The organism is Streptomyces sp. NPDC057877 (assembly GCF_042796855.1).
In the GTDB taxonomy this organism is placed as follows: Bacteria; Actinomycetota; Actinomycetes; order Streptomycetales; family Streptomycetaceae; genus Streptomyces.
Window position 1 is genome coordinate 200,402 of sequence record NZ_JBHVMS010000014.1, and the last position, 11,344, is coordinate 211,745.

Annotated in this window: 11 protein-coding genes and 1 pseudogene; 4 read left to right on the forward strand and 8 right to left on the reverse strand. The window is 71.8% G+C overall.

Annotated features, from left to right (window positions below; all coding sequences use genetic code 11):
* Nucleotides 1–6 precede the first annotated feature (6 nt).
* The 8 genes from ACFVQG_RS35450 to ACFVQG_RS35485 are packed head-to-tail and all read right to left on the reverse strand — an operon-like array spanning nucleotide 7 to nucleotide 6,956.
* Complete coding sequence (locus tag ACFVQG_RS35450; protein WP_383391745.1) at nucleotides 7–2,001, reverse strand: NADH-quinone oxidoreductase subunit L; 1,995 nt, start codon at nucleotides 1,999–2,001, stop codon at nucleotides 7–9.
* Complete coding sequence (gene nuoK / locus ACFVQG_RS35455; protein ID WP_383391748.1) at nucleotides 1,998–2,396, reverse strand: NADH-quinone oxidoreductase subunit NuoK; 399 nt, start codon at nucleotides 2,394–2,396, stop codon at nucleotides 1,998–2,000. The genes ACFVQG_RS35450 and nuoK overlap by 4 nt, the downstream gene beginning before the upstream one ends.
* On the reverse strand, nucleotides 2,396–3,019 hold the full coding sequence (locus tag ACFVQG_RS35460; RefSeq protein ID WP_383391751.1) for an NADH-quinone oxidoreductase subunit J: 624 nt from the start codon (nucleotides 3,017–3,019) through the stop codon (nucleotides 2,396–2,398). Before ACFVQG_RS35460 ends, nuoK begins: the two co-directional genes overlap by 1 nt.
* Nucleotides 3,016–3,711, reverse strand: a complete 696-nt coding sequence (locus ACFVQG_RS35465) for a NuoI/complex I 23 kDa subunit family protein (protein WP_383391752.1) — start codon at nucleotides 3,709–3,711, stop codon at nucleotides 3,016–3,018. The genes ACFVQG_RS35460 and ACFVQG_RS35465 overlap by 4 nt, the downstream gene beginning before the upstream one ends.
* A complete protein-coding gene (locus ACFVQG_RS35470; protein ID WP_383391755.1) occupies nucleotides 3,711–4,679 on the reverse strand; it encodes an NADH-quinone oxidoreductase subunit H in 969 nt (322 codons plus the stop codon). The genes ACFVQG_RS35465 and ACFVQG_RS35470 overlap by 1 nt, the downstream gene beginning before the upstream one ends.
* A complete protein-coding gene (locus tag ACFVQG_RS35475) occupies nucleotides 4,676–5,977 on the reverse strand; it encodes an NADH-quinone oxidoreductase subunit C (RefSeq protein ID WP_383391757.1) in 1,302 nt (433 codons plus the stop codon). Before ACFVQG_RS35475 ends, ACFVQG_RS35470 begins: the two co-directional genes overlap by 4 nt.
* A complete protein-coding gene (locus ACFVQG_RS35480; protein ID WP_383391760.1) occupies nucleotides 5,974–6,570 on the reverse strand; it encodes an NADH-quinone oxidoreductase subunit B in 597 nt (198 codons plus the stop codon). Before ACFVQG_RS35480 ends, ACFVQG_RS35475 begins: the two co-directional genes overlap by 4 nt.
* The gene (locus ACFVQG_RS35485) at nucleotides 6,561–6,956 is read right to left on the reverse strand and encodes an NADH-quinone oxidoreductase subunit A (RefSeq protein ID WP_383391793.1); all 396 of its coding nucleotides are present in this window, start codon (nucleotides 6,954–6,956) and stop codon (nucleotides 6,561–6,563) included. The genes ACFVQG_RS35480 and ACFVQG_RS35485 overlap by 10 nt, the downstream gene beginning before the upstream one ends.
* Nucleotides 6,957–7,187: 231 nt before the next feature.
* On the opposite strand from ACFVQG_RS35485, the gene ACFVQG_RS35490 reads away from it, so the two are divergent.
* The 4 genes and pseudogenes from ACFVQG_RS35490 to ACFVQG_RS35505 form a co-directional block, all read left to right on the forward strand.
* Nucleotides 7,188–8,387 (forward strand): sensor histidine kinase, encoded by a 1,200-nt coding sequence (locus ACFVQG_RS35490; RefSeq protein ID WP_383391763.1) that lies wholly within the window; start codon nucleotides 7,188–7,190, stop codon nucleotides 8,385–8,387.
* Nucleotides 8,388–8,568: 181 nt separating this feature from the next.
* Nucleotides 8,569–9,912: a sensor histidine kinase gene (locus tag ACFVQG_RS35495; RefSeq protein ID WP_383391766.1), complete on the forward strand. Its 1,344-nt coding sequence runs from the start codon at nucleotides 8,569–8,571 to the stop codon at nucleotides 9,910–9,912.
* 321 nt (nucleotides 9,913–10,233) lie between these two features.
* On the forward strand, nucleotides 10,234–10,905 hold the full coding sequence (locus ACFVQG_RS35500) for a LuxR C-terminal-related transcriptional regulator (protein WP_383391768.1): 672 nt from the start codon (nucleotides 10,234–10,236) through the stop codon (nucleotides 10,903–10,905).
* Nucleotides 10,906–11,048: 143 nt separating this feature from the next.
* A pseudogene (locus tag ACFVQG_RS35505) lies at nucleotides 11,049–11,344 on the forward strand (2-oxoglutarate ferredoxin oxidoreductase subunit alpha); the annotation flags it as partial.

Consider the following 11,344-nt stretch of genomic DNA (forward strand, 5'->3'; position numbering starts at 1 on the left):
GCCTGCTCACGCTCCCGTGGCGACGAGGACGACGGCGACCGCGAGGACGACGGTGCCGGCGAGCAGCGCGCTCACATAGGTCTGCACATTGCCGGTCTGGGCCCGGCGGACGGCCGCGCCCAGCAGGCGGGGCAGGGCGCCCGCGCCTCGTACGTAGGTGTCGACGACCTCACGGTCCAGGAACCGGACGAGGCTGGCCGCGCCCCGCGTCGGCCGGACGAACAGGGCCGTGTACACGGCGTCCAGGTGGAAGCCGACGGCCGCGTGGCGGTGCAGCGGGCCGAGCAGCAGGCGTCCGGGGTCCGCCGGGTCGGGGGCCGAGGCCACATCGCCGTAGGCGGGTGCGTGGCTGGCGATGGCCTCGGACTCCACCAGTCCGGCGTCGCCCTCCGGATGGGCGGCGACCGCGCCGAGCGGCGCGCGGACCGTGAGCGCGGTGGTGTGCCGCCAGGCGGCGTAGGTGACGATGCCGCCGACCAGGGCCACCCCCGTACCGAGTACGGAGGTGGTGAGGGTCGGTGCCAGGTCGCCTCCGTCGAACCAGTCGGGGAGCGTGCGGTAGGCGAGTCCGCCCAGGGTGAGCGACGGCACGGCGAGCACCCACAGCACCGCGGTCATGGTCAGGGGCTGGCGTCCGTGGTCGGGGGCCTCGGTGCCGTGGCCGCGGAAGGCGAGCAGCCACAGCCGGGTGGCGTAGGCGGCGGTGAGCAGGGCCGTGAGCAGTCCGGCGACGAGGACGATCCAGCCCGCGGCGCCGGGGGCGTGCTCGGTGTGGCCGGTGGAGACGTGTTCGGCGGCGCCGAGGACGGACTCCTTGGAGAAGAAGCCGCTGAACGGCGGGATCGCGGCGAGCGCGAGCAGCGCCACGGTCATCGTCCAGTAGGCGTCGGGGACGCGGTCGCGCAGGTTCCGCATGCGGGACATGGCGGCGAGCGAGTTGGTGCCGGCCGCGTGGATGATCACGCCGGCCGCGAGGAACAGCAGCGCCTTGAAGGCGCCGTGGGAGAGGAGGTGGAAGACGGCGGCCGACCGGTCGGCGACGGCCAGGGCGCCCGTCATATAGGCGAGCTGACCGATCGTCGAGTAGGCGAGGACGCGCTTGATGTCGTCCTGGGCGAGTGCGGCGAGCGCCGAACCGACCATCGTAATCGCGGCCATGACGGCGAGCACGACCATCGCCGCCGTCGACGCCTCGAAGACCGGAAGGAGCCGGGCGACGAAGTAGACACCGGCGGCGACCATCGTCGCGGCGTGGATCAGCGCGGAGACGGGCGTGGGGCCCGCCATCGCGTCGGGGAGCCAGGTGTGCAGCGGGAACTGCGCCGACTTGCCCGCCACGCCCGCCAGGAGCAGCAGGGCGATCAGGGTGGGGTGGTCGAGTCCGCCGTTGGCCACGGTGTCGAGGACCCGGGTGACGCGGAACGACCCGGCGTCGGTGGCCAGCGCGAACAGGCCGATCAGGAAGGGGACGTCACCGAGCTTGGTCACCAGGAAGGCCTTGAGGGAGGCGGCGCGGGCCTCCGGGGTCTCCCAGTAGTGGCCGACGAGGAAGTAGGAGCAGATGCCCATGACTTCCCAGCCGACCAGCAGGACCATCAGGTCGCCTGAGTAGACGACCAGCAGCATGGCGGAGGTGAACAGGGAGACGAGAGCGGCGTAGGAGGGGTAGCGCGGGTCGTCGCGGAGGTAGCCGGTCGAGTAGATCTGCACACAGGAGGCGACGAGGCCGACGAGTAGGGCGACGAGGGCGGCGAAGCCGTCGATGTGCAGGGCGAGTTCGATCGGGACCGAGCCGGTGGGGGTCAGCTCGGTGGCGGCGTCGACGGCGCGGTCACCGCCCTGGCGCACGGCGACCACCACGGCGAGGACGAGCGAGGTGACGGTCGGCAGGACGGCCAGCGGGCGGACGAAGCCGGGGGCGGTGCGGCCGAGGAGCAGTCCGGCCGCGGCACCGAGGAAGGGAAGGAGGGGGACGAGGACGGCGAGGGTGGTCGTGGTCACGCGGTGGCCTCAGCCTTCTCGGCCCGCGCGGACCGCTCTGCCGTGCGGGCGTCGCTGTCGGGGCCGTCGGTCCCGCCGCCTTCGGCGGTGTCGCGGAGCTTGTCGATGTCCGAGGTGCCGCGGTTGCGGTACACGGCGAGGACGATCGCCAGGCCGATGCCGATCTCCGCGGCGGCGATGGCGATGGTGAACAGGGTCAGTGCCTGGCCGGAGTGCAGGGTCTCCTCGGCGGTCCTGCTGAGCCAGACGTCGAAGGCGACGAGGTTCAGGTTGACGGCGTTGAGCATCAGCTCGACCGACATCAGGACCAGGATCGCGTTGCGGCGCGCGAGGACTCCGTACAGGCCCGTGCAGAACAGGAGGGCGGAGAGTACGGCGGGATAGGCGAGGTGCATCAGCGGGCGCCTTCCTTCTCGTCGGCCGCGGACGTGGCGTCGGCCTTCGCCTTGCGGGACAGGACGATCGCGCCGACCAGGGCGGCGAGGAGGAGGACGGAGAGGGCCTCGAAGGGGAGGACCCAGTTCTGGAAGAGGCTCGCTCCGGTGACGGCGGTGGTACCGGCGGCGGGGCCGTCCAGGTCGATCCAGGTCGTGCGGAAGGCGTCGACGACGACCCAGACCAGGGCGGCGGCCGCGGCGACGGCCACCGTGAGGGCGGCCCAGCGGTTGCCGGAGTCGGCGTCCGGGGAGCGGCCGATGGGGGCCTTGGTGAGCATCAGACCGAAGAGGAGGAGGACGACGACGGAACCGACGTAGATGAGGACCTGCACCCAGGCGATGAACTCGGCGGTGAGCAGGAGGTACTCGACGGCGAGGCCGCCGAGGGCCACCACCAGCCAGAGGGCGGCGTGCACCAGTTGCCGGGTGGTCACGGTGACGATCGCGGCGCCGAGGGTGACCAGGCCGACGAGGAGGAAGGCGACCTCGACACCGGTCGGGGACAGGAAGCCCCGGGTCTCGGTGGCGGCCAGGGCCGTGGAGTCGGCGGTCAGGCGGCCGACGGTGGCGGCGAGGGTCATTCCCGGCCCTCCTGGCGTGGCTGGTCGGTCTGCTGCTTGGAGTCACCCGCGGCGCGGGTGGGGCCTTCGGCGGCGCGGGCCTGCTCGTCGGCGTGGGGGGTCGAGGCGGAGGCCGTGCCCGTGCCGGACCCCGGCTTCCCGTCCGGGTCCGCGGTGGACTCGGCTTCCTGCTGGGCCGCGAGCTTCTCGGCGGTCTTGCGGGCGGCGGCGATCTCCTTGGGCTCCTCCGCCGCGGGGTCGAGGGCGGGGGGCGCGGGGACCGTCCACATCCACTCGCGGAGCTTGTCGCGCTCGTGGGTGAGGTCGCGGATGTCGGTCTCGGCGTACTCGAACTCGGGGGACCAGAACAGCGCGTCGAAAGGACAGACCTCGATGCAGATACCGCAGTACATGCACAGGGAGAAGTCGATGGCGAAGCGGTCGAGGACGTTGCGGCTGCGCTCACGGCCGCCGGGGGTGGCCGCCGGGATCGTCTCCTTGTGGGAGTCGATGTAGATGCACCAGTCGGGGCACTCACGGGCGCAGAGCATGCAGACCGTGCAGTTCTCCTCGAACAGGCCGATCACTCCGCGGGTGCGGGGCGGGAGGTCGGGCTGGGCGTCGGGGTACTGCTCGGTGACCGACCTGCGGGTCATCGTGCGGAGGGTGACGGCCAGGCCCTTGGCGAGGCCGGTGCCCGGAACGGGGGCCATCAGGAGATCACCACCTTGACGACGCCGGTGAGGGCGATCTGGGCGAGGGAGAGGGGGACGAGGAGGGTCCAGGACAGCTTCTGGAGCTGGTCCTCGCGCAGGCGGGGGTAGGTGACGCGGAGCCAGATGACCAGGAAGGCGAGGACGGCCGCCTTGAGCAGGGTCCAGACCCAGCCGAGGCCGTCGGCACCCCAGGGGCCGTGCCAGCCGCCCAGGAACAGGACGGTGGTCAGGCCGCAGAGGATGACGATCCCGGCGTACTCGGCGAGGAGGAAGAGGGCGAAGCGCAGACCGGTGTACTCGGTGTACGCACCGAAGATGATCTCCGAGTCGGCCACCGGCATGTCGAACGGCGGGCGCTGGAGTTCAGCGAGACCGGCGACGAAGAAGACGATCGCGCCGACGATCTGCCAGGGAAGCCACCACCACTCGAAGGCGTCGAGGATGCCGGGGAGGGAGACCGTGCCCGCCGCCATGGCCACCGAGGCGGCGGCGAGCAGCATCGGCAGTTCGTAGGCGAGCAACTGGGCGGCGGTGCGCAGGCCGCCGAGGAGGGAGAACTTGTTGGCGGAAGCCCACCCGGCCATGAGGGAACCGAGGACGCCGACGCCCATCACGGCCAGGACGAAGAAGATGCCCGCGTCGATGACCTCACCGACGGCGCCCTCGCCCGGGCCGATCGGGATGGCGAGCAGGACGAGGAGGTACGGCAGGAGGGCGACGGCGGGAGCGAGTTGGAAGATACGGCGGTCCGCGCCCGCCGGGACGACGTCCTCCTTCTGCGCGAACTTCACCCCGTCCGCGATGAGCTGGGCCCAGCCGTGGAAGCCGCCCGCGTACATCGGTCCGAGGCGGCCCTGCATATGGGCCATGACCTTGTGCTCGGTCTGGCCGATGAGCAGGGGGAAGGTGAGGAAGACGCCGAAGACGACCAGGAGTCGCAGGGCGACGTCCAGCGCGTCGTTCACTGCGGGCCTCCTGCGGAGTCTTCGGGGGTCGTCGGGTCTTCGCCAGTTCTCGGGGCCTCGGGACTTACGGGGTCCTCGGCGGTCTTCGGGGCCTCGGGACTCACGGAGTCTTCAGCGGTCTTCGGGGCCTCAGGACTCACGGGGTCCTCAGCGGTCTTCGGGGCCTCAGGACTCACGGGGTCCTCAGCGGTCTTCGGGGCCTCAGGACTCACAGGGTTCTCGGGAGTCTTCGGGGCCTCAGGACTCACAGGGTCCTCGGGAGTCTTCGGGGCCTCAGGACTCATCGGGGCCTCGGGAGTCGTCGTCGGCGCCTCGGGGGGCGAGTCCTTGGGTGTCGCGCCCTGCGGCTCCGGTTCGGGTTCCTCGAAGGCCGGACGGGCGTGGTGCCAAGGGGCGTCCGGAGCGGTCGGAGTGGCCGCGCCCTCCGTGGTGCCCGGACGCTGGCTGGCCGACCCCTCGTTGGCGCTCCGCGAACGCCGAGGACGCGCGGGCCCGGACGCACCAGCGGCATCTGCGGCAGTACCAGCCCCACCGGCAACATCAGCCCCACCGGTCCCCACAGTCCCACCGGTCCCACCGGTTCCGCCGGTTCCGCCGGTTCCGCCGGTTCCGCCGGTCCCACCGGTCGCCGCCTGCGTCGCCGACCCCTCCGCCGCCGTGCGCGTGCGGCGCGGCGGGCGTTCGCCGGAGGTGCGGGTGCCGCGGGCGGGACGGGCCGGGGCCGGGGGGAGCTGGCCCTTCTGGGGGCCCCACTCGTTGGGGTCGGGGACACCGGGCGGGAGCATCTGGCGGCGCTTGGGGCCACCGTGCTCCGACTCCCCCGGTTCCTTCGCGCCGGGCCAGGCCTTGGCCACGCGGGCCGCGAGGACGAAGTCCTTGCGCAGGGGGTGGCCCTCGAAGGTCTCCGGCAGGAGGAGGTGGTCGAGGCCCGGGTGGCCCTCGAAGGTGACGCCGAACATCTCGTGCGTCTCGCGTTCGTGCCAGGCCGCGCCCGCGTAGACGCCGACGGCGGAGGGGAGGCCGGGTGCCTCGTGCGGGACGGTCGTGCGCAGCAGCAGGCGCCGTACCGGCTCGAGGGCGACGACATGGGCCGCGACGCGGAAGCCGGTGCCGGGCTCGTCGACCGCGCTCAGCCAATCGAAGTAGGCGCAGCCGAGCCGGTCGCGCGCCGTCCGCAGGGCGGTGAGCCAGGAGGCGGGCGGGACGTCCACGGTCAGGACCTCGTAGGACTCCTCGGCCGTGGCGTCCGTACCGAAGAGTTCCTCGGCGGGGGCGGGCAGCCAGCCGACCATGGTCATCCCCGCACCTCCGGCCCGCGCACCAGGCCGCTCTGGAGTGCCGCCGCCGAGGGACGGGCGGCGCCGCCGTCGCCGTAGCGCTCGCTGAGGGACTCCCGAGCGATCTTCTCCTGGAGCTTGAGGATGCCCTGGAGCAGCGCCTCGGGGCGGGGCGGGCAGCCGGGGACGTAGACGTCGACGGGGATGATCTGGTCGACGCCCTTCGTCACCGAGTACGAGTCCCAGTACGGGCCGCCGCAGTTGGAGCAGGCACCGAAGGAGATGACGTACTTCGGCTCGGGCATCTGCTCGTAGAGGCGCTTCACGGCGGGCGCCATCTTGTCGGTGACCGTGCCGGAGACGACCATCAGGTCGGCCTGCCGCGGGCCCGGCGCGAAGGGGATGACGCCGAGGCGGATGAAGTCGTGGCGGGCCATCGACGCGGCGATGAACTCGATCGCGCAGCAGGCGAGGCCGAAGTTGAAGACCCAGAGCGAGTAGCGGCGGCCCCAGTTCAGGACGACCTTCATCGGCTCGGGGGCGAGCCGGGAGAGCGCGCCCAGCCGCTTGGGTTCGGGGAGCGGCACCGGTTCGGTGGAGGGGGTCACGTCCATGCCAGAACGCCCTTCTTGTAGGCGTACAGCAGGCCCACGGCCAGGAAGCCGAGGAAGAGGAACATCTCCACGAGGGTCGTCGCGCCGTAGCCGGGGGCGGCGAAGACCGTGGCCCACGGGAACAGGAAGATCGAGTCGACCGCGAAGATGACGTAGAGGAAGGCGTAGACGTAGTAGCGGACCTGGGTGTGGGCCCAGCCCTCGCCCACGGGGTCGACACCGCATTCGTACGTCAGGAGCTTCTCGGGGGTGGGGACCACGGGCCGCAGCAGCCGTCCGGCGCCGAAGGCCACGGCGACGAAGAGCATGCCGACGACGGCCAGCAGCCCGACGACCGAGTACGACTGGAAGTAGTCCGCCGCCAGTACGACGGTCGGTTCCCGCACGTCCGTCACCCTCGCTCCCTGCCATGTGCCCGGTGTGACCTGGTGTGAGTCTAGGCCCTGTTAAAGAGACGGTAAGCAGCCCGTCGCACCTTGAGACCCACGCGAGACACATCGAGCGACGGCGAGACGCGCGGCGGGGGCCCGGCCGCCGCCGGGGTGGGGTTATCCCCCGGTGCTTCGCGGCGGCCCACCTCATGGCGCCGGGGCACGGCAGGCGGCACGCTAACCCGTATGACCGAACGCCTCCCGTCCGCGCGCCACGACCGGTACGCCGCCGATGACCGACCGCCCCCGGTCCGGTTCGCCTACGCCGCCCACACCTGGAAGGAGATCGCGCATCTCCTGGTGAACTTCCCGATGGCGCTGATCGGGTTCGTCTACACGGTGACGGTGCTGTTCACCAGCGCCTTCCTGACCGTCACGGTGATCGGTTTCCCGCTGCTCGCGGCGGGTCTGATGGGTGCGCGGCAACTGGGCAAGCTGGAGCGGGCCCGGGCCAGGGCGCTGCTCGGGGTGCGGATCGACGAGCCGAGCCCACTGCCGCTGCGCAGCACGAAGAACGGCGTCTTCGCACAGCTGTGGATGGCGCTGAAGGACCCGGTGGGCTGGCGGACCGTGCTGTACGACTTCATCCGGCTGCCGTGGGGCATCCTCACCTTCACCGTCACGCTGGTGTCGCTGTTCGTGCTGTGGCCCGTACTGCCGTTCATCGCGCGGGGGCTGACCAACGCGGACCGGGCGATGGTGCGCGGGCTGCTGTCGCCGTCCGACGAGCTGGAGCGGCGGATCGCGGAGCTGGAGTCGGACCGGGGCGTCGTGGTCGACACGGCGGCGGCCGATCTGCGTCGTATCGAACGCGATCTGCACGACGGGGCGCAGGCCCGCCTGGTCAACCTGGCCATGGGGCTGGGCCTGGCCAAGGAGAAGCTGCTGGACGGTCAGGCCGACGACCAGGTCGCGGCGATGGTCGAGGAGGCGCACGGCGAGGTGAAGCTGGCGCTCCAGGAGCTACGGGACCTGGCGCGCGGCATCCATCCGGCCGTCCTCACCGACCGCGGCCTGGACGCGGCGCTCTCCTCGGTCGCCTCGCGCTGCACGGTGCCGGTGAAGGTGACGGTCGACCTGGAGTCGAGACCGGCGGAGGCCATCGAGGGCATCGCCTACTTCACCGTCTCCGAACTCCTCCAGAACGTCAGCAAGCACAGCGGCGCGGAGTCCGCCTCCGTCGACGTGTGGCGCACGGACGACCGGCTGCTGATCCAGGTCGGCGACGACGGCCGCGGCGGGGCGAGCCTCGACGGCGGTACGGGCATGCGCGGGCTCGCGGAGCGGCTGGGCGCCGTGGACGGGCTGTTCGTCGTCGACTCGCCGGAGGGCGGGCCGACCACCGTCACCGCCGAACTGCCCTGGCGGGACCGGCAGCGGCAGTGACGGGGTAGGGAAAACCCCCCGTTCAGGACGCCGACGGACTCCATGGTCCCCACTCCCCCGGCCGAGCAAGCTGGAACACACAGCACACGGCACAGGGCACAGGGCACACACCGCACGGCACACACCGCACGACGCACGACGCACGACGCGGCCGACCGACGAGCAGAACGGGACCACAGGGATGACCACCATGGAGTACGGGCAGGAGTACGGCTACCCGACCAGGCCCGACGACCGCCGCCACCGGCTCCCCGCTCCCCTGCGGGCGCCGTTCGAGGCGCGCAGCTGGCGCGAGCTGGCGTATGTGCTGCTCAGCCTGCCGATGGCCGTGCTGCTGTTCACCTACGCGGTGACGATGGTGGCGCTCGGCGCGGGTCTGCTGGTGACCTTCCTCGGCGTTCCGGTGCTGGCGGCGGGCCTCGCGGGGTGCCGTGGGTTCGGGGCGGTGGAGCGGGGGCTGGCGCGCGGGCTGCTCGGGCTCGACGTGGCCGCGCCGGAGCCGGTGCGGGTGCGGGGCGACGGGGGCGCGCTGGCGTGGATGGGCGCCGTCCTCAAGAGCGGCACGTCATGGCGGCACCTGCTGTTCGCCGTGGTGCGGCTGCCGTGGGCGGTGTTCTCCTTCTCCGTCGCGATCAGCTTCTTCACCTACGGCTGGGCGATGCTGACGTACCCGCTGTGGTTCTGGCTCTTCCCGGTGTACGGCGGTCAGGACGGGCTCCAGCTGTACGGCGACGAGACGCACGGCGTCTATCTGGACAACCCGTTCGAGATCACCGTCACGGCGGGGGTCGGGCTGCTGTTCACCCTGGCCACGCCCTGGATCGTGCGGGCGCTGACGATGGTGGACCGGGTGCTGGTGCACGGGCTGCTCGGGCCGTCGCGGCTGGCGTCGCGGGTGGAGGAGCTGGAGTCGGACCGGGGCGTCGTGGTCGACACGGCGGCGGCCGATCTGCGCCGCATCGAGCGTGACCTGCACGACGGGGCGCAGGCCCGCCTGGTCAGCCTGGCGATGGACCTCGGACTGGCGAAGGAGAAGCTGGCGGAGGACCCGCAGGCGGCGGCGCGGATGGTGGACGAGGCGCACGGCGAGGTGAAGACGGCGCTCCAGGAACTGCGCGACCTGGCGCGCGGCATCCACCCGGCCGTCCTCACCGACCGTGGCCTGGACGCGGCGCTCTCCTCGGTCGCCTCGCGCTGCACGGTGCCGGTGACGGTCGAGGTGGACCTGTCCGAGCGGCCCGCGCCCGCGATCGAGGGCATCGCCTACTTCACCGTCTCCGAACTCCTCCAGAACATCAGCAAGCACGCGCGGGCCACCCGGGCGACCGTGGACGTATGGCGGTCCGAGAACCGTCTGATGCTCCAGGTCACCGACGACGGCGTGGGCGGCGCCGCGACCACCGCCGGGTCCGGCCTGGCGGGGCTCGCCGAGCGCCTGGACGCCGTGGACGGCATCCTGGTGGTCGACTCCCCGGCGGGCGGTCCTACGCGGGTGACGGCGGAGCTGCCGTGGCGGCGCGGGTAGCGACGGGAGCCGCCGTAAGGGGGAGCCTCCGGAGAGCGCGCGCGTGACCGGGCAGCCGCCGGAGAGCGCGCGCGTGACGGCAGGAGCCGCCGGAGAGCGACGCGCGTGACCGGGCAGCCGCCGTAACGACAGCGTGGCGGCGCGGCTGGGCCCCGCCCCCCATCAGGTTCGATTCAGCCCCTCCCCCGGCCCGAACCCACTCGTTTCCACCCCCTCTTCCCCCACTCCGGGCGCCCCCGAGCCCGAAGACTGGAATGCTTGACTGTCGAACGGGTCGTACAGGGTGTACGACCCGAACAGGCTGTGGGGGGCCGAGGGATCGTGGAGGACAGGGTGCGGGTGGTCATCGCGGAGGACTCGGTACTGCTCCGGGAGGGCCTCACCCGGTTGCTGACCGACCGCGGGCACGAGGTCGTCGCCGGGGTCGGTGACGCGGAGGCCCTGATCAAGACGATCACCGAGCTGGACGCGGAGGGCGCGCTGCCGGACGTGGTGGTGGCGGACGTACGGATGCCGCCGACCCATACGGACGAGGGCGTACGGGCCGCCGTACGGCTGCGCAAGGCGCATCCGGGGCTCGGGGTGCTGGTGCTGTCGCAGTACGTGGAGGAGCGCTACGCCACCGAACTGCTGGCCGGATCCAGCCACGGCGTCGGCTATCTGCTGAAGGACCGGGTGGCGGAGGTCCGGGAGTTCGTGGACGCGGTGGTCCGGGTGGCGCGGGGCGGTACGGCGCTCGACCCCGAGGTGGTCGCGCAGCTGCTCGGCCGCTCCCGCAAGCAGGACGTGCTCGCGGGGCTCACCCCGCGCGAGCGCGAGGTGCTGGGCCTGATGGCGGAAGGGCGGACCAACTCCGCGATCGCCCGCCAGCTGGTGGTCAGTGACGGAGCGGTCGAGAAGCATGTCAGCAACATCTTCCTCAAGCTCGGGCTGTCCCCTAGCGACGGCGATCACCGGCGCGTTCTCGCGGTTCTCACCTATCTGAACTCCTGATTCCGGTATCTGGACGCGGGCGCTTGGCTCCTGACTCGTGCGGATCACCAGGGGAAGCCGTACTCAAGGGACGTAGGGTTGAATTCGGGAGGGTCTGTGGGAAGGCCTCTCCCAGACACTCGCCTCGAAGGAGGTCCAGTTCAGTGACCAGCCAGGTCAGCAGCCCAGCGGAGCATGCGGAACAGACCGACGGAGCCGTCGTAGGAGAGCAGCGCAAGGCGGACGGAGCCAAGACCGTCCGCCGCCTGGACCGGGTGATCATCAGGTTCGCGGGGGACTCGGGTGACGGGATGCAGCTCACCGGGGACCGGTTCACCTCGGAGACGGCGTCGTTCGGGAACGACCTGTCGACGTTGCCGAATTTCCCGGCTGAGATCCGGGCGCCCGCCGGGACTCTGCCCGGTGTTTCGTCGTTCCAGCTGCATTTCGCCGACCATGA